Annotated in this window: 19 protein-coding genes, 1 tRNA gene and 1 pseudogene; 4 read left to right on the forward strand and 17 right to left on the reverse strand. The window is 64.8% G+C overall.

The annotated features are described in order from the left end of the window. Positions 1-324, forward strand: a pseudogene (locus NA2_RS03010) (DUF7666 domain-containing protein); the annotation flags it as partial. A 2-nt stretch (positions 325-326) separates the two neighbouring features. Beyond that, the gene (locus tag NA2_RS21870; protein ID WP_157188121.1) at positions 327-560 is read left to right on the forward strand and encodes a hypothetical protein; all 234 of its coding nucleotides are present in this window, start codon (positions 327-329) and stop codon (positions 558-560) included. Here NA2_RS21870 and NA2_RS03015 read toward each other — a convergent pair. Together NA2_RS03015 and NA2_RS03020 are read right to left on the reverse strand one after the other, a co-directional pair. Beyond that, on the reverse strand, positions 520-1,884 hold the full coding sequence (locus NA2_RS03015; protein WP_008594036.1) for a DUF6538 domain-containing protein: 1,365 nt from the start codon (positions 1,882-1,884) through the stop codon (positions 520-522). The genes NA2_RS21870 and NA2_RS03015 overlap by 41 nt on opposite strands. 158 nt (positions 1,885-2,042) lie before the next feature. Continuing rightward, positions 2,043-2,127 (reverse strand) — tRNA-Leu (locus NA2_RS03020). A 223-nt stretch (positions 2,128-2,350) separates the two neighbouring features. Between NA2_RS03020 and lipB the strand changes: the two genes are divergently transcribed. Continuing rightward, complete coding sequence (gene lipB, locus NA2_RS03025) at positions 2,351-3,067, forward strand: lipoyl(octanoyl) transferase LipB (RefSeq protein WP_008594038.1); 717 nt, start codon at positions 2,351-2,353, stop codon at positions 3,065-3,067. 69 nt (positions 3,068-3,136) lie between these two features. Then, positions 3,137-4,900, forward strand: coding sequence for a gamma-glutamyltransferase (ggt, locus tag NA2_RS03030; protein WP_008594040.1), 1,764 nt, complete (start codon positions 3,137-3,139; stop codon positions 4,898-4,900). A 411-nt stretch (positions 4,901-5,311) separates the two neighbouring features. Here ggt and NA2_RS03035 read toward each other — a convergent pair whose 3' ends face one another. From NA2_RS03035 to nuoG, 15 genes are all read right to left on the reverse strand, one after another. Next, a complete protein-coding gene (locus NA2_RS03035; protein WP_008594043.1) occupies positions 5,312-5,998 on the reverse strand; it encodes an ABC transporter ATP-binding protein in 687 nt (228 codons plus the stop codon). Further along, on the reverse strand, positions 5,998-7,311 hold the full coding sequence (locus tag NA2_RS03040; RefSeq protein WP_008594045.1) for a lipoprotein-releasing ABC transporter permease subunit: 1,314 nt from the start codon (positions 7,309-7,311) through the stop codon (positions 5,998-6,000). The genes NA2_RS03035 and NA2_RS03040 overlap by 1 nt, the downstream gene beginning before the upstream one ends. A 36-nt stretch (positions 7,312-7,347) precedes the next feature. Further along, a complete protein-coding gene (gene proS / locus NA2_RS03045) occupies positions 7,348-8,679 on the reverse strand; it encodes a proline--tRNA ligase (protein WP_008594047.1) in 1,332 nt (443 codons plus the stop codon). Positions 8,680-9,308: 629 nt separating this feature from the next. Then, positions 9,309-9,578, reverse strand: coding sequence for a DUF1467 family protein (locus NA2_RS03050; RefSeq protein WP_008594050.1), 270 nt, complete (start codon positions 9,576-9,578; stop codon positions 9,309-9,311). An 8-nt stretch (positions 9,579-9,586) separates the two neighbouring features. Continuing rightward, on the reverse strand, positions 9,587-9,991 hold the full coding sequence (gene mce, locus NA2_RS03055) for a methylmalonyl-CoA epimerase (RefSeq protein WP_008594052.1): 405 nt from the start codon (positions 9,989-9,991) through the stop codon (positions 9,587-9,589). 55 nt (positions 9,992-10,046) lie between these two features. Continuing rightward, positions 10,047-11,744 (reverse strand): ribonuclease J, encoded by a 1,698-nt coding sequence (locus tag NA2_RS03060; protein ID WP_008594053.1) that lies wholly within the window; start codon positions 11,742-11,744, stop codon positions 10,047-10,049. A 14-nt stretch (positions 11,745-11,758) separates the two neighbouring features. Then, positions 11,759-12,583 carry a biotin--[acetyl-CoA-carboxylase] ligase gene (locus tag NA2_RS03065; protein WP_008594054.1) on the reverse strand — a complete coding sequence of 275 codons (825 nt, stop codon included), beginning with the start codon at positions 12,581-12,583 and terminating at the stop codon, positions 11,759-11,761. A gap of 4 nt (positions 12,584-12,587) precedes the next feature. Then, entirely contained in the window at positions 12,588-14,024 is a 1,437-nt protein-coding gene (gene nuoN, locus NA2_RS03070; protein WP_008594057.1) for an NADH-quinone oxidoreductase subunit NuoN, read from the reverse strand. A gap of 15 nt (positions 14,025-14,039) precedes the next feature. Continuing rightward, complete coding sequence (locus NA2_RS03075; protein ID WP_008594059.1) at positions 14,040-15,554, reverse strand: NADH-quinone oxidoreductase subunit M; 1,515 nt, start codon at positions 15,552-15,554, stop codon at positions 14,040-14,042. Position 15,555: 1 nt separating this feature from the next. Next, positions 15,556-17,541 carry an NADH-quinone oxidoreductase subunit L gene (gene nuoL / locus NA2_RS03080; protein WP_008594060.1) on the reverse strand — a complete coding sequence of 662 codons (1,986 nt, stop codon included), beginning with the start codon at positions 17,539-17,541 and terminating at the stop codon, positions 15,556-15,558. A 10-nt stretch (positions 17,542-17,551) separates the two neighbouring features. After that, positions 17,552-17,860 carry an NADH-quinone oxidoreductase subunit NuoK gene (gene nuoK, locus NA2_RS03085; protein WP_025030250.1) on the reverse strand — a complete coding sequence of 103 codons (309 nt, stop codon included), beginning with the start codon at positions 17,858-17,860 and terminating at the stop codon, positions 17,552-17,554. A 5-nt stretch (positions 17,861-17,865) separates the two neighbouring features. Next, on the reverse strand, positions 17,866-18,486 hold the full coding sequence (locus tag NA2_RS03090) for an NADH-quinone oxidoreductase subunit J (RefSeq protein WP_008594067.1): 621 nt from the start codon (positions 18,484-18,486) through the stop codon (positions 17,866-17,868). A 129-nt stretch (positions 18,487-18,615) separates the two neighbouring features. Next, entirely contained in the window at positions 18,616-19,107 is a 492-nt protein-coding gene (gene nuoI / locus NA2_RS03095; protein ID WP_008594069.1) for an NADH-quinone oxidoreductase subunit NuoI, read from the reverse strand. Positions 19,108-19,150: 43 nt separating this feature from the next. Next, entirely contained in the window at positions 19,151-20,194 is a 1,044-nt protein-coding gene (gene nuoH, locus NA2_RS03100; RefSeq protein ID WP_008594071.1) for an NADH-quinone oxidoreductase subunit NuoH, read from the reverse strand. Positions 20,195-20,200: 6 nt separating this feature from the next. Further along, positions 20,201-22,282: an NADH-quinone oxidoreductase subunit NuoG gene (gene nuoG, locus NA2_RS03105; RefSeq protein ID WP_008594073.1), complete on the reverse strand. Its 2,082-nt coding sequence runs from the start codon at positions 22,280-22,282 to the stop codon at positions 20,201-20,203. Positions 22,283-22,331: the final 49 nt, after the last annotated feature.

Below are 22,331 nucleotides of genomic sequence, written 5' to 3' on the forward strand. Positions count from 1 at the left end.
GGGGGCGCTGCCACCGCATCGGGCATCCAGGGCGCTGCCAGCGCATCGGGCAGCCAGGGCGCTGCCACCGCATCGGGCAGCCGGGGCGCTGCCACCGCATCGGGCCACCGGGGCGCTGCCACCGCATCGGGCGACTGGGGCGCTGCCACCGCAACCGGATATGAAGGCAAGGTCCGCGGCAAGGAAGGCTGCGCCCTCTTTCTCGTCGAGCGCTCGGACACCGGTGAAATTGTCAATGTCTGGGCCGGCATAGCGGGCCGAGGCGCCATCAAGCCGGAGACCTTCTATCGCCTCGTCGACGGCGAGCCGGTCGAGGTCAACTGACAATGGCGCGACGGCGCAGAACTCCACCAAAGGTCACGGCGGCCCGTGTCGAGCTCTATCTCGACAAGCTAGCGGAGGTGATGTCGTGGGCCGGCGAGAATGCCCATCTCGGCGTCCCGCTCTGGAAGCGGCTCGAGAAGGAGCTCGAGCGCCTGCGCGAAGAAGAGGCTGTCGTCGACGCCGCCAGGGCGCGCCTCACACGATCGACGGATCGAACGGCAGGGCAATCCGCCTGAGTTCTTTCGCCCGCCATTCCAGCGATCCGCCCGCACCGTAGCGCGGCCGGTCGATCGTGTGCCCCATCAGGATCCGGCGCAGCTCCTCGTCGAGCCCGCCTTCCTTCATCCTGTCCTCGAATGTGTGGCGGAACGAGTAGATCTTGTGCTGCGCCGTCGGAAACAGCTTGTTCGCGCGAAAGAACTTGTTGAGCGCCGCGGAGAGCTCGTTCTCTCGATTGCGATAGCGTGGAAACCCCGCCTTGTGGCGCCTGAACACTTCCAGCGCGATCCCGACCAGCGGCACCAGTCGTTCAGAAGACGCCGTCTTGATCTCGCGCGGATCGTCCGGATCGGTACGCGGCTCGATGGCCAGATGCGGAATCTTGTGTGTCAGCCGGATCGAAGACGGCTGCAGATTGGCAATCTCGCTCGGCCGCGCCCCTGTCTCGATCAGGGCGAGCGCGATGCCGCGCGCCTCGTCGTTAAGCGTGGCGAGCGCGCCCGGCTTCATGATGGTGCCCGTGATCCACTCGGACGGGAATGGCGGGCGGGAGCGCTTCTTGCGCGTGGAGAAGTTCAGCCCGGCAAACGGGTTCTTTCGCTCCTCGTCGCCCATATGCTGGAAATAGGCGTCGTAGAGCACGCGCATGTTTCCGATATCGCGGTTTCCGGACGAGGCGGAATGCGTCGCCCGCCCTTCCTTCGGCGCGATCCGCTCGAGCCAGTAGCGGTAGATCCGCTGCGCGTCGTCGCGCGTGATCTCCGCCATGGCCTTGTCGCCGACGATCGCGATGAAATTGTTGACCGCCCGCTGCTTGACCTTCTTCCACTGCGCCTTCTGGACGGCCGACTTGTTGACCAGTTCGTCGGCGACGATCTCGTCGCAGTAAACGCCGAACGCCTCGCTGACCGATGTGGCCGGAACGGGCGTCATGCCAAGCAGGCCGACGGCGGTCTCCTTCTCGATCCTGTCGGAGAGAAGAACCTCCACGCGCTCGGCGATCTCATTGAAGGATGGCGAATCGGCAAGTGCCTGGGACGACCGGAAGGAAAAGCCGAGCGCCTCGACGCGCCGCATGACGGCCTGATGCCGCGCCCTGGCGAGATTCGATTCGTCGCCCTCGACGAGAGAGGCCCAGAGAGCTTCATCGCCCGCCTCCAGAAGGTTGCGCTTGGCGCGGGCAATGGCCAGATCGTCGGTCTTCAGGGAAACGCGGATGCGCGGCGCGCGCTCGTCGAGCAGAAGGACGGCCGTTGGAACGTTGCGCTTGTAATAATACCAGCCGTCGCGCAGCTGAAGATATCGATCCTGATCGGCCTTCGACTTTCGCTGCCGCCCCACTACCGCACCCTTCCAAACCCTTGCCTTTCCGGCGAAAGGCCCCGTTAGAGGTCACAGTATAGGGCACGATAACGAAGAATTGGTCAATAGCGCGAAGCGATCAAAAGGCGAAAGCCTTTTGATTTCAATGCACTAGAGGATTTCCGATGAGGGAAAATTGGTGCGGTCGAGAAGACTCGAACTTCCACGGGTTGCCCCACAGCGACCTCAACGCTGCGCGTCTACCAATTCCGCCACGACCGCACGCAACGAAAGGCCGGCTCGCACCGGCCAGAGGGCGTGTAGCAAATCGGTTATTCAGAGACAAGTGCGACAGACGCAAATCTTCGCAAAATCGAACGGCGCGTCCACGAGGTTCTGAAACTGGTCCCGGCGCGGCTTGCGGCATGGTCCGCGAGCGACTGGACCCGGGCGACGTTTATCGCCATATGTGCCACAGCAACGCCCGTGAAGAGACAGATCCCTGATGAGCGAACGCAGCCAGATCGACACCGCTTTCCAGCCGCGCGACACAGCCCCGCCCGTCGAATGGCGCGTCGAGCCGGGGCTGACGGAATATGCTGCGGCACTCGCCTTCATGGAAGAGCGCGCCGGGCAGATCCGCGAGGGCCTGGCCGGCGAGATGGTCTGGCTGGTGGAGCATCCGCCCCTTTACACCGCCGGCACCAGCGCCCGGCAGGAAGACCTGCTCGACGCCGCTCGCTTTCCGGTCTTCAAGGCCGGGCGCGGCGGCGAATACACCTATCACGGACCGGGCCAGCGGGTGGCCTATGTGATGCTCGACCTCAAGTCGCGGCGCGAGGATGTGCGGGCCTTCGTCGCGGCGCTCGAGCACTGGATCATCGATACGCTCGGACGCTTCAACGTCACGGGCGAGCGGCGCGAGGACCGGGTCGGGGTCTGGGTCCGCCGCCCCGACAAGCCCCCCCTACCCGGCGGCCTGCCGGCGGAGGACAAGATCGCCGCCATCGGGATTCGCGTGCGCCGCTGGGTCAGCTTCCACGGCATCGCGGTCAATGTCGAACCGGAACTGGCACATTTCAACGGCATCGTGCCCTGCGGTATAAGCGGCTATGGCGTCACAAGCCTGGTCGATCTCGGCCTGCCGGTGACGATGGAGGACTTCGATCTGGCGCTGAAGGCGGCCTTCGAGAAAACGTTCGGTCCCACCGAACGCCGCTGACGGCACCGACCCAATGCACACGAGGGAGCATCTTCCGATGCGCTCCCGCCCAGCAGAGGAGTGCCAGGCATGCGCTTTCCCCACGCAATGACATCCGCCGCCGCCTTATCGGCCCTGCTTCTTGCCGGAAGCACCGGTTTCGCACAGCAGGCGACGGACGCCCACGCCCCCGAAATGGCCAGCGGCATCACCAGCAAGGCGGCCGTCCGCGCCAAGGAGCAGATGGTGGCCGCCGCCAATCCGCTGGCCGCCGAGGCCGGTCTTGAAATCCTGCGCAAAGGCGGCAGCGCCGCCGACGCGCTCGTCGCGGTGCAGACCGTGCTCGGCCTGGTGGAGCCGCAATCGTCCGGCATCGGCGGCGGCGCCTTTCTCGTCTGGTACGACGCGGCAAGCGGCGCGGTCACCACGTTCGACGGCCGCGAGACGGCACCCGCCGCGGCCACCCCGGCCCTCTTCCTCGACGGGAAGGGAGAACCCCTCGCCTTCTTCGATGCGGTGGTCGGCGGCCGTTCGGTCGGCGCGCCCGGGGTGGTGCGCCTGATGGAAGCCGTGCATCAAAAGGCCGGCAGGCTCGCCTGGGCGGAGACGCTCCAGCCGGCGATTGCTCTGGCCGAGGCCGGCTTCGCGGTGTCGCCACGCCTCAACGCGCTTCTGGCCGGAGACAAGGACAAGCTCGCCACGCAGGCCGCGGCCCGCGCCTATTTCTACGACGCCGCGGGCGAACCGCTCGCTGCCGGCAGCCTTCTCCGGAATCCCGACTACGCGGAAACCCTGAAGGTAATTGCCGCGGAAGGGGCCGACGGTTTCTACAAGGGGGCCGTGGCGGAAAAGATCGTCGCGGCGGTCAAGGCGCACGAGACGAATCCCGGCCTGCTCACGCTGGACGATCTCGCCGCCTATGAGGTCAAGGAGCGGGAGGCCGTCTGCGCGCCCTATCGCGGCCTCGACGTGTGCGGCATGGGACCGCCCTCCTCCGGCGCGCTGACCGTCGGCCAGATCCTCGGCATGGTCGCCGAATTCGACCTGGCGGGCCTCGGTCCGGACGATCCGGAGAGCTGGCGCATCATCGGCGACGCGACGCGCCTCGCCTTCGCCGACCGCGGCCTCTACATGGCCGACAGCGACTTCGTCAAAATGCCGAGCGGCCTGCTCGACGCCGACTATCTGAAGGAGCGCGCCGCGCTGATCCGGCGACCGACCGCCCTGGAGGACGACGCGGTCAAGGCCGGCACGCCGCCCTGGGACAAGGCGGAGCTGCGCATCGACGGCACCAGCCTGACGCAGCCCTCCACCTCGCATTTCGTCATCGTCGACAAGGACGGCAACATCGCCTCCATGACCACATCCGTGGAAAGCGCCTTCGGCTCACGGCAGATGGCGGGTGGGTTCATCCTCAACAACCAGCTCACCGATTTCTCCTTCGCGCCTGAAAGCGACGGCGAGGCGGTGGCCAACCGGGTGGAGCCGGGCAAGCGCCCGCGCTCCTCGATGTCGCCGACCATCATCATGAAGGACGGCAAGCCGCTCCATGCACTGGGTTCGCCAGGCGGAAGCAACATCATCCCCTATGTGGCGAACACGATCATAGCCCTCGCGGACTGGCAGATGAACATGCAGCAGGCGATAGACCTGCCGCATCTGACCAACCGATTCGGGACCTATACGATCGAGTCCGGAACGGCGGCGGAAGACCTGACCGACGATCTCGACGCGCTGGGCTTCAAGACGTCGGTCGGCGAACTGAACTCGGGCCTGCATGGGATATCCATCCTGCCGGACGGGCTGGAAGGCGGGGCGGACCCGCGCCGCGAAGGCGTCGCCATCGGCGACTGAGCGGTACGCCTACAGAAGACGGGACGCGCAGTGCACAAAGCGGCTCTCGAGGCGGGATCATCCCGCCTCTTTCACGGCCACTCTCAGAACGCGCCGATCAACGCGGCGGCGACGACGATGAAGGAACTGACGGCAACAAGCGAGGCGACATCCTGAACAAGTTCGGTCATAACTCTCTCCTGATCTCTTTATGAGCCGTTTATGTTCTATTTTTGTTCCATCGTCAAGCGCATGCGGAGGCCGGGCGGTCGCATCGGAACAACAGGGTTGACGTAAAGTTAACCGGTCCGCGCCGGCGCACGGACGCTCCAGACGGGTTCATCGTTTCGGGGAAATGCCGCCCGGCTTCATCTTCCGCATCGGCATAGACGCCGGGGTTTCCGGCCGACCGCGCGGCCGCGCTTCTGGCGCTCAGTGCCTGAACGGAACGACCTTCCCCCCCTCGAGCGTCACCACCCGGTCCATGCGCCTGGCGAGATCGTGATTATGGGTGGCGATGAGCGCGGCCAGACCCGACTGGCGCACCAGCGCCTCCAGTGCATCGAAGACATAGCCGGCGGTGACCGGGTCGAGGTTTCCGGTCGGCTCGTCGGCGAGCAGGACGCGCGGCGCATTGGCGACGGCGCGGGCGATGGCGACGCGCTGCTGTTCGCCGCCCGAAAGCTCGGCCGGTCGATGTCCGGCGCGATGGCCGACGCGCAGATAGTCCAGCAGTTGCAGGGCGCGGCCCTTCGCCTCGCCGGGGGCCATTCCAGTCACCATCTGCGGGATCATCACATTCTCCTCGGCGGTGAACTCCGGCAGGAGATGATGGAACTGGTAGACGAAGCCGATCTCGTTGCGGCGGATCGCCGTGCGCTGATCATCGTTGAGGCGGCCGCAGGCCCTGCCCCCGATGACGACCTCGCCGGCGTCCGGCGCCTCCAGCAGACCGGCCAGATGCAGCAGCGTCGACTTGCCGGCGCCCGACGGCGCGACCAGCGCCACCATCTCGCCCGGCACCAGCGCGAAATCGGCATCCTGCAGGATGGTCAGGCGGTCGGCGCCCTGACGATAGCTGCGCTCGATCTTCTTCAGTTCGAGAACGGCGGCGGCCATCAGTCGTACCTCAGCGCATCGACCGGATCGAGGCGCGAGGCGCGCCATGCCGGAAACAGGGTCGCCAGGAAAGACAGCGCCAGCGCCATCACGATCACATAGATCGTCTCGCCGGCCTCCATCTTGGCCGGCAGGCGGCTCAGGAAGTAGATCTCGGGGTTGAAGATGGTCGTGCCGGAGAGCCAGGAGAAGAACTGGCGGATCGACTCGACGTTCATGCAGATGACGACGCCGAGCACGACGCCGGCGATCGTGCCGGCCACGCCAATAGCCGCCCCCGTCATCAGGAAGATGCGCATGATGGCGCCGCTGGTCGCGCCCATGGTGCGCAGGATGGCGATGTCGTGCCCCTTGTCCTTCACCAGCATCACGAGGCCGGAGATGATGTTCAGGGCCGCCACGAGGACGATCATGGTCAGGATCATGAACATCACGTTCCGCTCCACCTCGAGCGCGGAGAAGAAGGTGCTGTTGCGCTGCCGCCAGTCGGACAGGAGGACCGGCCTCTGGGCGGCTTCCTCCACCGCCGGGCGGATCGCCTCCACGGCATCCGGATCGTCGACGAACAGTTCGATCGACTGCACAAGACCCTCAGCGTTGAAGAAGAGCTGCGCTTCCTCGAGCGGCAGGTAGATGATCGAGCTGTCATATTCGGACATGCCGCTCTCGAAGGTGGCGGAGACTGGATAGGTCTTCACCCGCGGGGTCGTGCCGAAAGGGGTGATGTCGCCCTCCGGCGCCACCAGGGTGACCGAATCGCCGATCGCCAGACCGAGATTCTCCGCCATGCGTGTGCCAACCGCGACCCCTTCACCGGCTGCGAAGCCAACCAGCGAACCGTCGCGGATGTTCTTCGAGATAAGATCGAGGCGGGTAAGATCGTCGGCCCGCACGCCACGGACGAAGGCGCCGGTGCCGGCGCCCGAGCGGCCGGAAACGAGCACCTGTCCCTGCACCATGGGCAGGGCGAGCCGCACGCCGTCCACGCCCTCGATGCGCTTGGCGACGGCGTCGTAGTCGCTGAGCGGCATGTCCACCGGCTGGACGATCAGGTGGCCGTTGACGCCCAGAATGCGCGTCAGGAGTTCGGCGCGAAAGCCGTTCATCACAGCCATCACCACGATCAGCGTGGCGACGCCGAGCATGATGCCGACAAAGGAGATGGAGGCGATGACGGAGATCACCGTCTCCTTGCGCCGCGAGCGCAGATAGCGCCAGGCGATCAGCCGTTCGAAGTGCGAAAAAGGTCCGGCGCCCTTCGGCGTCGCCTGCGCCGTGGCGGCAGCCGGCTGGCTGGTGGCGGCGTCACTCATCATCACACCTCGTGGGCTGAAGCCTGCGCGGTCGCGTCATGGACGCCCGGCGTTCAGACGGTTGACCACCGCTTCGAGCGGCAGGGTTTCGCGCGCGCCGGTGGCCCGGTTCTTGATTTCCGCCTCGCCGCCGGCCACGCCGCGCGGGCCGACGATGACCTGCCAGGGAACGCCGATCAGGTCGGCCGTGGCGAACTTGCCGCCGGCACGGGCATCCGTGTCATCGTAGAGCACGTCCTTTCCGGCCGCCTGCAACTGCTCATAGAGCGTTTCGCAGGCCTGGTCACACGCTTCGTCGCCGGCCTTCATGTTGATCAGCACGGCGTCGAACGGCGCCACGCTTTCCGGCCAGATGATGCCGTTCTCGTCATGGCTTGCCTCGATGATCGCCGCCAGGAGGCGGCTCGGGCCGATGCCGTAGGATCCCATGGACACAAAGTGCTCCTTGCCGTCCGGTCCGGTGACCGTGGCGTTCATGGGCTTTGAATACTTGGTGCCGAAGTGGAAAATATGGCCGACCTCGATGCCGCGCGCGGAAACTTTCTCGCCCTCGGCGATGGCGGTCCAGGCGGCCTCGTCGTGCATCTCGTCCGTCGCCGCGTAGGGGGTCGTCCAGGCCTCGACGATCCCAGCAATCTCCGCATCATCGGCGAAGTCCACGTCGGCGCCGGGCACCTCGAACTTCAGGAAGTCCTTGTGACAGAAGACCTCGCTCTCGCCCGTCGAGGCGAGGATGATGAACTCGTGGCTGAGATCGCCGCCGATCGGGCCGGTGTCGGCGCGCATCGGGATGGCCTGCAGCCCCATGCGCGAGAAGGTGCGCAGATAGGCAACGAACATGCGGTTGTAGGCAGCCTTCGCTCCCTCGAAATCGAGGTCGAAGGAATAGGCGTCCTTCATCAGGAACTCGCGCGAGCGCATGACGCCGAAGCGCGGGCGCACCTCGTCGCGGAACTTCCACTGGATGTGATAGAGGTTCAGCGGCAGGTCCTTGTAGGACCGGACATAGGAGCGGAAGATGTCGGTGACCATCTCCTCATTGGTCGGGCCGTACAGCATCTGGCGCTCGTGCCGGTCGACGATGCGCAGCATCTCCTTGCCGTAATCGTCGTAGCGGCCGCTCTCCATCCACAGATCCGCCGACTGGATGGTCGGCATCAGGATCTCCTGCGCGCCGGCGCGGTCCTGTTCCTCGCGCACGATGCCGTTGACCTTCTCGAGCACCCGCTTGCCCAGCGGCAGCCAGGAGAACGAGCCGGCACCCTGCTGGCGGATCATGCCGGCGCGCAGCATCAGGCGATGCGAGACGATCTCGGCCTCGCGCGGTGTTTCTTTCAGGATCGGCAGGAAGTAGCGCGACAGTCGCATAGACGCATCCATAAAGGCGGCTCGGGGAGCCTGTTCGGAATCACAGTTTCGTGCTGCTAGAGCCCGGTTTCTTTAACCATTTCGCAAGGGATTGGAAACCCACGCCCGCGACCCGACGCAGGCATGGAAGGCCGGCCCGCGTTTTCAAGAGGCGCACCCGAAGTCCCGACGGTAACAATGCATTTCAAATGCATTTTTCCTCGTGACATTTCGTCTCAACATGATCTAGAGTGCGCTCCCATAACAAGAGGATGGAGCCAAATTCATCCTCACCACGCGGTCAAAGTCTTGGGAGGATGCGGTCCAGGCGCGGTTATACGCAGCCGCCGACAGTGATACGGTTAAGGATCGGACGCGTTGAGTTAGCAAGGCCTCGGCCTTGCATTTTTTTTTGGCTTTTTTCCCTCAGGGGACTGACGGTCAGGTGGGCGGCAACGGACCGGTCGCCGCCATCGGAAGCGTCTTTAGGCCCGTTCAGCGTTTCACAGAAACGCTGAACGGGCCTATCTCATTGTTCTACCGCGTTTATGCGGGCGTCAGGTGATTCCACCTGACTGCAAAACGCTCAAACTTATTGTTTTTCCGCAATTCCGGACGGAAAACCGGTCCCCACTTTTCCTGGAATTGCTCTAGTCAAAGGTCGGGACGATGCGCGGGATGTCGTCGAACGACCATCCGAGACCGCGGGTCACGAAATACAGGATGCCGAAGATGATGAGCGCGATGATTGTCGTGCGGATCAGCGCGCGCAGCATGTGCGGCCCGCGCGGCGCGCTTTCGGTGGTGCCGAGCGTCACCTCGCCGTCCTCGTCCTGCGTCCGCAGTCCGAAGGGGATCGCGGCGAACAGGACCGTCCACCAGATGATGAAGAACACAGCGAGAAGCGAAAGCCAGCCCATCGGAAACCTCAGACCTGTTCGAGTTCGACGAGCGTGCCGGTAAAGTCCTTCGGGTGAAGGAACAGCACCGGCTTTCCATGAGCGCCGGTTTTCGGCTCGCCGTCACCGAGCACCCGCGCCCCGCCGGCCTTCAGCCGGTCCCGCGCGGCGACGATGTCATCCACTTCATAGCAGATGTGGTGCATGCCGCCATCGGGGTTCCGGGCGAGGAAAGCGGCGATGGGAGACCCCTCGCCCAGCGGCTCCAGAAACTCGACCTTGGTGTTGCCGAGCTCGACGAAAACGACCGTCACGCCATGCTCGGGCAGAGCCTGCGGTGCGGAGACGCGCGCGCCCAGCGTGTCGCGATAGAGAGCGGCCGCCTTCGCCAGATCGGGCACCGCAATCGCCACATGGTTCAATCGTCCGAGCATCGGCTTCTTCTTCCGTCGGCAGGCAAGGGAGACCGCAACCGGTCAGCTCCCCTGCTTATTGCGTGACGAAGACCGTCACAATGGGCTTTTTGCCCCAGGCATTGTTGGCGGCATTGCGCACGGCGCGGCGGACCGCCTCGAGCACCAGATCGAGGTCCTTGCGGCGCGCCCGCGGGATGCCCCGGACGGCGCTGACCGCCGCCTCGAGCATGATCTCCTCCAGCAGCTTGCCGCTCGCATCCGCCTCGGCGACGCCGATGGCGACGATGTCCGGATCGCCGTCGAGATCGTGGCGCTCGTCGAGCACGACATTGACGGCGACATGGCCGGCGAAGGACAGTTTGCGCCGGTCGCGAATGCCCATCTCCTCGTCGGAGCCGAGCAGCTTTCCGTCCTTGAAGAAGCGCCCATGCGGCACCTCGCCGACGATCTCGGCGGGGCCGGGGGCGAGGCGCAGCATGTCGCCATTGCGCACCTGCGCCACTTCGGGAATGCCTTCCATCGCGCCGAGCGATCCCTGCGCCACCAGATGGGCCGCCTCGCCATGCACGGGCACGAGGATCCGCGGCCGCGTCCAGGCATACATGCGCTTAAGTTCGCTGCGCCGGGGATGGCCCGACACATGCACCAGCGCGTCATCGTCCTCGATGATCCTGATCCCCTGCTCGATCAGCAGGTTCTGCGTCTCGAGGATCGCCTTCTCATTGCCGGGAATGACGCGCGAGGAATAGACCACGGTATCGCCGGGCGAGAGCGCCACGTTGCGCATCTCGTCGCGGGCGAGCTTGGCGAGTGCGGCCCGCCCCTCGCCCTGGCTGCCCGTGCACAGGATCACCACCTTGTCGCGCGGCACGCTCTGGAAATCCTCTTCCGCCAGGAAGCCCGGCAGGCCGTCGAGATAGCCGAGCTCGCCGGCGACGTCGATCACCCGCTTCAGCGAGCGCCCGAGCACCAGAAGCTGCCGCCCGGCATCGCGGGTGGCCTCGGCAATGGAGCGGATGCGCCCGACATTGGACGAGAAGGTGGTGACGGCCACCCGTCCCCGGGCGGCGGCGATGACCTCCTTCAGGCCTTCGCCGACAGCCTGCTCGGTGGGCGATTCGCCCTCGCGCATCGCGTTGGTGGAATCGCAGACCAGCGCCAGAACACCGGCATCGCCGATGGCGCGGAAACGCGCCTCGTCGGTCTTGGGGCCGATCGCCGGCGCCTGGTCGATCTTCCAGTCGCCCGTGTGGATCACCGTGCCGGCCGCGGTCGTGATGGCGAGCGACACCGGTTCGGGGATAGAGTGCGCAACAGCGACGGCCTCGATGCTGAACGGGCCGACCTCGAAGGTCTCGCCGGCGCGGAAGACCTTCACCGGGACTTTCGGCGCGTTCGATTCCGACTGGCGCTTGGCCTCCAGCAGGCCGGCGGCGAAGGGTGTCATCCAGACATCGACCTTGAGGCGCGGCCAGAGATCCAGCACTGCGCCATAGTGGTCTTCATGGGCATGGGTGATGATCATGCCGCGCAAATTGCCGACTTCGCCCTCGATGAAGCGGATGTCCGGCAGGACCAGATCGACGCCGGGAAGGTCGGGGCCCGGAAAGGTGACGCCGCAATCGACGATGATCCATTCGCGCTTGTGCTTCGGGCCGAAGCCGTAGAGACCGAAATTCATGCCGATCTCGCCGACGCCGCCCAAGGGGCAGAAGACGAGTTCCGCCTCGCCGGCTTGTTCGTTGATGTCCTTCTTGCTGGAACGCGCCATTGGTTCCCCTTTTCTCAATCTGATTGCGCCGAGGCAACGGCGCCGAAATGAACATCGCCGGCAGCGACCTTGAGCAATGAGCCATCCGCCTCGCGGATGACGAACCGGCAATCCTCGTCGATGGTCTCGAAGGTACCGCGCGCCACGCGGCCATCCAGACGAATGGATACTTGTGCGCCCAGCCCGGCGGCGCGCTCCAGCCAGCGCTCCCGGACCTGCTGGAGACCGCGCCCGGCGTTCCAGAGGCGACTGTTATCGACCCAGGCATCGGAAAGCGCAAGGAACAGGTCTTTCGCGTCTCCCTGAAACCCCAGTCCGCGCAGCGAGATCGCCGGATAAGGCACATCCTCGGGATGCGCGACGACGTTCACGCCGATGCCGAGCGCGATGGCGAAGCGTCCATCGGCCAACAGGCCGGATTCGAGCAGGATGCCGGCAAGCTTGGCGCCGCCCGCCAGAACGTCGTTCGGCCATTTGAGTTCGAAACGGCCACGCCTGGTGTCGGCGCCGTCGGCGGCAATGGCCACCCGCGCCTCGGGGACGATGGCGGTGAGCGCATCCGACAGGGCAAGACCGGCGACGAAGCCCAGCGTGGCGGCGGTGCCCGGAGCCAGATCGCCGACCGTCAGGAGCGTGGCCGCCAGATTGCCGTGCGGCGTCGCCCACTGGCGGCCGCGCCGGCCCCGGCCGCTTGACTGCTGAAGGGCCGTGATCCAGAGAGCGCCGGGATCGCCGTCGCGGGCGCGGTCGAGCGCCATGGCGTTGGTCGACCCGACGCTGTCATGCGCTTCCAGGCGGTAGCCGGCCTGGATGGCGGAAGGCGCCAGGCGGAATCCCATCCGATCAGAAGAACGTCTTGGCGGCGGCCTCGGCGAACCGGCCGACGGGACCGCCGATCAGGGCATAGAACAGGACGAAGGCGGCGGAGATCAGCATCACCAGGCGCAGTTCGCCGGCCATCGGCTGGAAGCCGCCCGCGGATTCGTCGAACCACATGATCTTGATGACGCGCAGATAGTAGTAGGCGCCCACGACGGAGGCGAGCACGCCGATCACGGCAAGCGCATAGAGTTCCGCGTTGATGGCGGCCATGAAGACGTACCATTTTCCGAAGAAGCCCGCGAGCGGCGGGATGCCGGCCAGCGAGAACATCAGGATCGTCATGATGGTCGCCATCATCGGGTTGGTCGAGGACAGGCCCGCCAGATCGTCGATCTGCTCGACATTGCCTTCGTGGCGGCGCATGGCGAGGATGACGGCGAAGGTGCCCAGCGTCATCGCCAGGTAGATCAGCATGTAGATCGCCACGCCACGCACGCCTGCTTCCGAATTGGCAGCCAGGCCGACGAGCGCGTAGCCCATATGGCCAATCGACGAATAGGCCATCAGGCGCTTGATGTTGCGCTGGCCGATCGCGGCGAAGGCACCGAGCGCCATCGAGGCGATGGAGATGAAGACGATGATCTGCTGCCAGTCGAGCGCGATGGGCTCGAAAGCGCCCATGGTGATGCGCACCAGCAGCGCCATGGCCGCCATCTTGGGCGCCGCGGCGAAGAAGGCGGTGACCGGGGTCGGCGCGCCCTCGTAGACGTCCGGTGTCCACATGTGGAACGGCACCGCAGAGATCTTGAAGGCGAGGCCGGCGAGCACGAAGACGAGGCCGAAGACGAGGCCGAGCTGGCGTTCGGCGCCGGTCAGGGACGCGGCGATCACGTCGAAGCCGGTGTTGCCGGTGTAGCCGTAGACCAGCGAGATGCCGTAGAGCATCATGCCCGAGGAGAGCGCGCCGAGGACGAAATACTTCAGGCCCGCTTCCGTTGAACGTGCGCTGTCGCGATTGATCGCCGCCACGACGTAGAGCGCCAGCGACTGCAGTTCGAGACCGAGATAGAGCGCGATCATGTCGTTGGCGGACACCATCAGCATCATGCCGAGCGTCGCCAGCATGATCAGCACCGGATATTCGAACTTGTCGAACTTCTCCGCCTTGGCGAAGCCGACCGACATGATCAGCGTGACCACGGAACCGATCACGGTCAGGATCTTCATGAAACGCGAGAATGCATCGCTGACGAAGGCGCCGCCGAAGGCACGGCCGTCCGACGGGAAGATCACCATCAGCGCGACCACCGCCACCATGAGCGCGACGGCCAGGCCGGTCACAGTGGTGTTGGCACGCGCCCCGGAGAAGACGCCGACCATCAGGAGCGCCATGGCGCCCACCGCCAAGAGCAGCTCCGGCGTGGCAAGGATCAGGCTTATCGTCAGATCAGGCGTCATTTCATTTTCGTCCGTTTACTGGGCGGCTGCCGTCGCCGCCTGACGCGCCGCATCGGCGGAAAGGGCGACATTGTTGACTAACGCTTCGACGGAAACCGCCGTCGCGTCGAGCAGCGGGGCGGGATAGACACCGAAGAAGATGACGAGCACGACCAGCGGATAGAGGATCAGCTTCTCGCGCGTCGAGAGATCGAGCAGGCTCTTCAGGCTTTCCTTGGTCAGCGAGCCGAAGACCACGCGGCGGTAGAGCCACAGCGCATAGGCGGCCGACAGGATCACGCCGGTGGCCGCGAACAGCGCCACCCAGGTGTTGACCTCGAAGACGGCCAGCAGCGTCAGGAACTCGCCGACGAAGCCGCTCGTGCCCGGCAGGCCGACATTGGCCATGGTGAAGATCAGGAACACCGTGGCGTATTTCGGCATGTTGTTGACCAGGCCGCCATAGGCTGCGATCTCGCGGGTATGCATGCGGTCATAGATGACGCCGACGCAGAGGAACAGCGCGCCGGAGACGAGGCCGTGCGAAATCATCTGGAAGATGGCGCCCTGCACGCCCTGCTCGTTGAGCGCGAAGATGCCCATCGTGACGAAGCCCATATGGGCGACCGAGGAATAGGCGATCAGCTTCTTGATGTCCTCCTGCATCAGCGCCACCAGCGAGGTGTAGATGATGGCGACCACCGACAGGGTGAAGACCAGCGGCGCCAGGTCGATGGAGGCGACCGGGAACATGGGCAGCGAGAAGCGCAGGAAGCCGTAGCCGCCCATCTTCAGGAGGATGCCGGCCAGGATCACCGAACCGGCCGTCGGCGCTTCCACATGCGCGTCGGGAAGCCAGGTGTGGACCGGCCACATGGGCATCTTGACGGCGAAGGAGGCGAAGAAGGCCACCCACAGCCAGTATTGCATGCCTGTCGGGAAGACGTGCGTCAGCAGCGTCGGGATGTCCGTCGTGCCGGCCTGCCAGAACATCGCCATCATGGCGAGCAGCATCAGGACCGAGCCCAGCAGCGTGTAGAGGAAGAACTTGAAGCTCGCATAGACGCGCCGCTTGCCGCCCCACACGCCGATGATGATGAACATCGGGATCAGGCCCGCCTCGAAGAAGACGTAGAACAGAACGACGTCCAGCGCGCAGAACACGCCGATCATCAAGGTTTCCAGGATCAGGAAGGCGATCATGTATTCCTTGACGCGCTTGTCGATCGCCTCCCAGCTGGCCAGGATGCAGAACGGCATCAGGAACGTGGTCAGGATGACGAACAGCATCGAGATGCCGTCCACGCCCATGTGATACGAAATCCCCGAATCCAGCCATTCCCGCTTCTCGACCATCTGGAAGCCGGGAACCGAAGCATCGAAGCCCAGCCAGATGAACAGCGACAGGACGAAGGTGAACACCGTCGTCAGCAGCGCGACGTTGCGGATGTTGCGGCGCGCGCCCGGTCCGTCCTCGCGGATCAGCAGGATCAGGAACGCACCGACCAGCGGCAGGAACGTAACCGTGGAGAGAATGGGCCAGTCGGTCATTTTAGAATGCGCCTCCGAGCATCATCCAGGTAACGAGAGCCGCAACGCCGATGAGCATGGCGAAGGCATAGTGATAGAGATAGCCGCTCTGAAGCCGGACGATCCGGTTGGTGACGTCGACCACCCAGGCCGACACGCCGTCGGGGCCGAAACCGTCGATGAGCCAGCCGTCGCCCTTCTTCCAGAGGAAGTGGCCGAGACGCTTGGCGGGGCGGACGAACAGGAAGTCGTTGGCCTCGTCGAAATACCACTTGTTGAGCAGGAAGGCGTAGAGGCCGCTGAACTGGCGGGCGAGCGCCTTCGGCCGCTCGGGCGAGCGGATGTAGAACACCCATGCGACGTAGAGACCGATCAGCATGGCGACGAACGGCGCCAGCTTCACCCAGACGGGCACATGGTGGAATTCCTCGAGCATGTGATTGTCCGGCAGCGTGAACAGCGCTCCCTTCCAGAAGGCCTCGTAGCCCTCCCCGATGAACGCGCCCTTGAAGATGACGCCCGCGAACAGCGCGCCGGCGGCCAGGATGAAGAGCGGAAGCAGCATGACCATCGGCGATTCATGCACGTGATGCATGACGTCGGCGGACGCCCGGGCCTTGCCGTGGAAGGTCATGAAGATCAGGCGCCAGGAATAGAAGCTGGTGAAGACGGCGGCCAGCGTGAGGAGCACGAAGGCGATCCCCGCCATGGCGTTCTCGCCGGCGAAGGCGCCTTCGATGATCGCGTCCTTGGAGAAGAAACCGGCGGTGCCGATGACGGTCATCGGAATGCCGACGCCGGTCAGTGCGATCGTGCCGATGATCATCATCCAGTAGGTCTTCGGTATCAGCGTGCGCAGGCCGCCCATCTTGCGCATGTCCTGTTCGTCGGAAACGGCATGGATGACCGAGCCGGAGCCGAGGAACAGCAGCGCCTTGAAGAAGGCGTGCGTGAAGAGGTGGAAGATCGCCGCGCCGTAGAAGCCGGTGCCGAGCGCCACGAACATGTAGCCGAGCTGCGAGCAGGTGGAATAGGCGATGACGCGCTTGATATCGTTCTGCACGAGACCGACGGTGGCAGCGAAGAAGGCCGTGAAGGCGCCGACGAAGGTCACCACGGTGAGCGCCGTGTGCGACAATTCGAAGATCGGCGACAGGCGCGCCACCATGAAGACGCCGGCGGTGACCATCGTCGCCGCGTGGATCAGCGCCGAGACGGGCGTCGGGCCTTCCATGGCATCCGGCAGCCAGGTGTGCAGCGGCACCTGCGCCGACTTGCCCATGGCACCCATGAAAAGGAGCAGCGCGACCACGGTGATGGCCGTCGACTTGTCGAGCGCATAGCCGAGGAAGGTCAGGACCGTCTCGCTGGATTCTGCGCCTTCCGCCGGCAGATAGGTCGCCGCATTGGCGAAGATCGTGTCGAAATTGACCGAGCCGAACAGCATGAACAAGCCGAAGATGCCGAGCAGGAAGCCGAAATCGCCGATGCGGTTGACGACGAAGGCCTTGATCGCTGCGGCGTTGGCCGAGGGCTTCTTGAACCAGAAGCCGATCAGCAGGTAGGAGGCGAGACCGACGCCCTCCCAGCCGAAGAACATCTGGATCAGGTTGTCGGAGGTCACCAGCATGAGCATGGCGAAGGTGAACAGCGACAGATAGGCGAAGAAGCGCGGCCGGTGCGGGTCGTGGTGCATGTAGCCGATGGAATAAATGTGCACCAGCGCCGAGACCGTGTTGACCACGACCAGCATGACCGCCGTCAGCGTGTCGATCCGCAGCGCCCAGTAGACGTCAAGGCTGCCGGAGGTGATGAAGCGCAGCACCGGCACGGAGAAGGCCTCGCCGCTACCCAGCGCCACCTGGAAGAAGGCAACCCAGGACAGGAGGGCCGAAATCACCAGCAGGCCGGAGGTGATCAGCTCGGATCCCTTGGCGCCGATGGAGCGGCCGAAGAGCCCGGCAATCAGAAATCCGACGAGCGGAAGGAAAACGATCGCGTGATACATGGCGCGGCTCTCAGCCCTTCATCATGTTGATGTCTTCGACGGCGATGGTGCCGCGATTGCGGAAGAAGACGACGAGAATGGCGAGGCCGATCGCGGCTTCCGCCGCCGCGACGGTGAGAACGAACAGGGCGAAGACCTGGCCCACCAGATCGCCGAGCACCGACGAGAAGGCGACGAAGTTCAGGTTCACCGCGAGCAGGATCAGCTCGACGGACATCAGGATGATGATGACGTTCTTGCGGTTCAGGAAGATGCCGAACACGCCGAGCGTGAAAAGGATCGCCGAAACGGTCAGATAGTGTGCGATGCCGATTTCCAGCATGGTCAGATTCCCTCGCCCGTTTCGACTTTCTTGATCTCGATCGCCGTCTCGGGCGTACGCGCCACCTGGACCGAGATGTTCTGGCGCTTGACGCCTTCCTTGTGGCGCAGAGTCAGAACGATGGCGCCGATCATGGCGACCAGCAGCACCATGCCGGCGATCTGGAAGTAGTGGATGTAATCCGTGTAGAGGATGTCGCCGAGCGCGGCGGTATTGTGCCGCACCGAAGGCGGCGGCGCGGGCTTGGCGATATCGCCGGCAAGCTCCGGCGCGAAGGCATAGCCGCCGAGCACGATCACCAGTTCGGCCGCCAGAATGATGCCGACCAGCGCGCCGACCGGCGCATATTGCAGGGCGCCGCGCTTCAGCTCGGCGAAGTCGACATCGAGCATCATGACGACGAACAGGAACAGCACGGCGACCGCGCCGACATAGACCACCAGCATGATGAACGCCAGAAACTCGGCGCCTGTCAGCAGGAACAGGCCGGCGGAATTGAAGAAGGCCACGATCAGGTAAAGCACCGAGTGCACTGGATTGCGCGCGGACACGACCATGAAGGCCGCCGCCACGGTTAGGAAGGCGAACAGATAGAAGAAAATCGCCTCAAGTCCTGTCAGCATGGTTCCCTCGGTCCCTAGCCCGGGCCGGCAGACATGTCCGGCTTCGGATTTCCGCCCGGCGCCGTGCCGGCCGTCAAATTCGCGTGTCTCTTAGACGAGCGCCCTGCCCCCGTCCACTCTCTGTCAAGCTCACCGATACGGTGCGTCCAGGGCGATGTTGCGCGCCAGTTCGCGCTCCCAGCGATCGCCGTTGGCCAGCAGCTTTTCCTTGTCGTAGTAGAGTTCCTCGCGGGTTTCCGTCGCGAACTCGAAATTCGGCCCCTCGACGATGGCGTCGACCGGGCAGGCCTCCTGGCAGAAGCCGCAATAGATGCACTTCACCATGTCGATGTCGTAGCGGACCGTGCGGCGCGTGCCGTCATTGCGGCGCGGCCCCGCCTCGATGGTGATGGCCTGCGCCGGGCAGATCGCCTCGCACAGCTTGCAGGCGATGCAGCGTTCTTCGCCGTTCGGATAACGGCGCAGCGCATGTTCGCCGCGGAAGCGCGGGCTGACCGGTCCCTTCTCGTGCGGGTAGTTCAGCGTCGCCTTGGGCGCGAAGAACTGGCGCATGGACAGGATCACGGCCCCGACGAACTCTTTCAGAAGCAGCGACTTGGCGGCTTGAGCGAGCGCAGACATCACTTTTCTCCAGCGCGCGTGGTGGGAACGGGCATCGACATCGTCACGCCATCCCGGTGAATTTCAGGAACGCAGCCGTCGCGACGACCATGAACAGCGACAGCGGCAGGAACACCTTCCAGCCGAGGCGCATGAGCTGGTCGTAGCGGTAGCGCGGCACGAAGGACTTCACCAGGGCGAACATGAAGAAGACCATGCACACCTTGAGGACGAACCAGACGATGCCCGGCAGCCAGGTGAACGGCGCGAAATCGAAAGGCGGCAGCCAGCCACCGAGGAACAAGATGGTGGTCAGCGCGCACATCAGGACGATGGCGACATACTCGCCCAGGAAGAAGAGCAGGAACGGCGTCGAGGAGTATTCGATCATGTGACCGGCGACGAGTTCGGATTCTGCTTCCACGAGGTCGAAGGGCGGACGGTTCGTCTCGGCGAGCGCCGAGATGAAGAAGACGATGAACATCGGGAACAGCGCCAGCCAGTTCCAGTCCAGGAAGGTGTTCGGCAGGCCGAGCATGGTGCCGAGGCCGTCGCCCTGCGCCAGAACGATATCGGTCAGGTTGAGCGAGCCGACCGTCAGGAGCACGGTGACGATGACGAAGCCGATGGAGACTTCGTAGGACACCATCTGCGCGGCGGAGCGCAGCGCGCCGAGGAACGGGTATTTCGAGTTCGACGCCCAGCCGCCCATGATGACGCCGTAGACTTCCAGCGAGGCGATGGCGAAGACATAGAGGATGCCGATATTGACGTTGGCGATCGCCCAGCCTTCATCGACCGGGATCACCGCCCAGGCGGCCAGCGCCAGGACGGCGGCCACCACGGGCGCCAGGAGGAACACGCCCTTGTTGGCGCCGGACGGGATGACCGGTTCCTTGAAGACGAACTTGAACAGGTCGGCAAAGGCCTGGAACAGACCCCAGGGACCGACGACGTTCGGGCCACGGCGCAGTTGCACCGCCGCCCAGATCTTGCGGTCGGCATAGAGGATATAGGCGACGAAGATCAGCAGGACGACGATCATCACCACCGATTTCAGCAGGATGATCAGCCCGGGAAGGACGTAAGTTGCGAAGAAAAGTTCCATGCGTCTCTACTCGGCCGCCTGTTTCAGTTCGCCCCGCGCCAGCGCCGAGCATTCGGCCATGACGGCCGAAGCGCGCGCAATCGGGTTGGTGAGATAGAAATCCTTCACCGCCGAGGCGAAGGGAGCCTTGGTGAGGCGTCCGCCGAGCTTGGCGAGACCGGCAACAGCCGAAGCGTCGGCCGCCGCGACCGTGTTGATCGCCGCAAAATGCTTGTGCTCGGCGTAAAGCGCAGCACGCAGCGCGGTGAGCGAATCGAAGGGCAGCCTGTGGCCCAGCACGTCCGACAGGGCGCGCAGGATGGCCCAGTCTTCCTTCGCCTCGCCCGGCGCGAAACCGGCGCGGTTGGTCACCTGCACGCGGCCCTCGGTGTTGACGTAAGTGCCGGATTTCTCCGTATAGGTGGCGCCCGGCAGGATCACGTCGGCGCGGTGCGCGCCCGCATCACCATGGGTTCCGACATAGACCGTGAAGGCATCGCCGATGGCGTTCATGTCGATCTCGTCCGCGCCGAGCAGGAACAGGACGTCCATCGCGCCCATCATGCCGGCCACGTCCTTGCCGCCCTTGCCCGGCACGAAGCCGAGGTCCAGGCCACCGACGCGGGCAGCCGCCGTGTGCAGCACGGCAAAACCGTTCCAGTCGCCGGTAACGGCCTTGACGCCATCGGCAAGCCGGGCGGCAAGGCCGAGAATGGCCGCGCCGTCGCTGCGGGTGAGCGCCCCCTGCCCGACGATGATCATCGGACGCTTCGCCTTCTTCAGGACCGACGCGAATTTGTGCGTGCCGTCGACAAGCTCCTTCAGCGTCTCCGGGCCGGCGCCGAGCATCTCGTGGTCGTAGCGCAGATCGCCCATCTCGCCGATGACGCCGATGGGGAAATCGCCCATGCGCCAGCGCTTGCGGATGCGGGCGTTCAGCACGGAGGCCTCGAAACGCGGATTGGCGCCGACGATGAGCAGCGCATCGGCCTGCTCGATGCCCTCGATGCCGGGGTTGAACAGGTAGGAGGCGCGGCCGGCGGCCGGGTCGAGCGCCGTGCCATCCTGACGGCAGTCGATGTTCTGCGAACCGAGCGACTGCATCAGCGCCTTCAGCGCATACATCTCCTCGACGCTCGCCAGGTCGCCGGCGATGGCGCCGACCTTCTCGGGCGCCGCCTTGCCGACCGCCTTGGCGATGGCATCGAACGCCTCCGCCCAGCTTGCCGGCTGCAGGCGCTTGCCCTTGCGCACATAGGGACGATCGAGGCGCTGGGTCCTGAGGCCATCCCAGATGAAGCGGGTCTTGTCGGAAATCCACTCCTCGTTCACCGCCTCGTTGATGCGCGGCATGATGCGCATCACCTCGCGGCCGCGCGTGTCGACGCGGATGGCCGAGCCGACGGCGTCCATCACGTCGATGGACTGGGTCTTGTTCAGTTCCCACGGGCGCGCCTGGAAGGCATACGGCTTCGAGGTCAGCGCGCCGACCGGGCACAGGTCGATGACGTTCCCCTGCAGCTCGGAGGTCATCGCCTGCTCGAGATAGGTGGTGATCTCGGCGTCCTCGCCGCGGCCGATCAGGCCAAGCTCGGAAATGCCTGCGATTTCAGTGGTGAAGCGGACGCAGCGCGTGCAGTGGATGCAGCGGGTCATGATCGTCTTGACCAGCGGCCCGATATACTTGTCCTCCACCGCGCGCTTGTTCTCGTGATAGCGCGAGGAATCGACACCGAAGGCCATCGCCTGGTCCTGCAGGTCGCATTCGCCGCCCTGATCGCAGATCGGGCAATCGAGCGGGTGGTTGATGAGCAGGAACTCCATCACGCCTTCGCGGGCCTTCTTGACCATCGGCGTGTTGGTGAAGACTTCCGGCGGCTCGCCGTTCGGGCCGGGGCGCAGGTCGCGCACGCCCATGGCGCAGGAGGCCGCCGGCTTGGGCGGTCCGCCCTTCACCTCGACCAGGCACATGCGGCAATTGCCGGCGATCGACAGGCGCTCATGGAAGCAGAAGCGCGGCACTTCCGCGCCCGCTTCCTCGGCGGCCTGCAACAGCGTGTAGTGATCGGGTACCTCGATCTCCGTGCCGTCGACTTTCAATTTTGCCATGGTCGCTGTCCGCTTACCTCTCGCCCCTTCCGGAGCAAAAAACTTCGCT

It is taken from the genome of Nitratireductor pacificus pht-3B, from assembly GCF_000300335.1.
Taxonomy (GTDB): Bacteria; Pseudomonadota; Alphaproteobacteria; order Rhizobiales; family Rhizobiaceae; genus Nitratireductor; species Nitratireductor pacificus.

Excerpts from the sequence above, each read along its gene's own strand:
- NA2_RS21870 (WP_157188121.1), top strand. The coding sequence starts at position 327 with ATGGCGCGACGGCGCAGAACTCCACCAAAGGTCACGGCGGCCCGTGTC.
- lipB (WP_008594038.1), top strand. The coding sequence starts at position 2,351 with ATGAGCGAACGCAGCCAGATCGACACCGCTTTCCAGCCGCGCGACACA.
- ggt (WP_008594040.1), top strand. The coding sequence starts at position 3,137 with ATGCGCTTTCCCCACGCAATGACATCCGCCGCCGCCTTATCGGCCCTG.
- NA2_RS03035 (WP_008594043.1), bottom strand. The coding sequence starts at position 5,998 with ATGGCCGCCGCCGTTCTCGAACTGAAGAAGATCGAGCGCAGCTATCGT.
- NA2_RS03040 (WP_008594045.1), bottom strand. The coding sequence starts at position 7,311 with ATGAGTGACGCCGCCACCAGCCAGCCGGCTGCCGCCACGGCGCAGGCG.
- proS (WP_008594047.1), bottom strand. The coding sequence starts at position 8,679 with ATGCGACTGTCGCGCTACTTCCTGCCGATCCTGAAAGAAACACCGCGC.
- NA2_RS03050 (WP_008594050.1), bottom strand. The coding sequence starts at position 9,578 with ATGGGCTGGCTTTCGCTTCTCGCTGTGTTCTTCATCATCTGGTGGACG.
- mce (WP_008594052.1), bottom strand. The coding sequence starts at position 9,991 with ATGCTCGGACGATTGAACCATGTGGCGATTGCGGTGCCCGATCTGGCG.
- NA2_RS03060 (WP_008594053.1), bottom strand. The coding sequence starts at position 11,744 with ATGGCGCGTTCCAGCAAGAAGGACATCAACGAACAAGCCGGCGAGGCG.
- NA2_RS03065 (WP_008594054.1), bottom strand. The coding sequence starts at position 12,583 with ATGGGATTCCGCCTGGCGCCTTCCGCCATCCAGGCCGGCTACCGCCTG.
- nuoN (WP_008594057.1), bottom strand. The coding sequence starts at position 14,024 with ATGACGCCTGATCTGACGATAAGCCTGATCCTTGCCACGCCGGAGCTG.
- NA2_RS03075 (WP_008594059.1), bottom strand. The coding sequence starts at position 15,554 with ATGACCGACTGGCCCATTCTCTCCACGGTTACGTTCCTGCCGCTGGTC.
- nuoL (WP_008594060.1), bottom strand. The coding sequence starts at position 17,541 with ATGTATCACGCGATCGTTTTCCTTCCGCTCGTCGGATTTCTGATTGCC.
- NA2_RS03090 (WP_008594067.1), bottom strand. The coding sequence starts at position 18,486 with ATGCTGACAGGACTTGAGGCGATTTTCTTCTATCTGTTCGCCTTCCTA.
- nuoI (WP_008594069.1), bottom strand. The coding sequence starts at position 19,107 with ATGTCTGCGCTCGCTCAAGCCGCCAAGTCGCTGCTTCTGAAAGAGTTC.
- nuoH (WP_008594071.1), bottom strand. The coding sequence starts at position 20,194 with ATGGAACTTTTCTTCGCAACTTACGTCCTTCCCGGGCTGATCATCCTG.
- nuoG (WP_008594073.1), bottom strand. The coding sequence starts at position 22,282 with ATGGCAAAATTGAAAGTCGACGGCACGGAGATCGAGGTACCCGATCAC.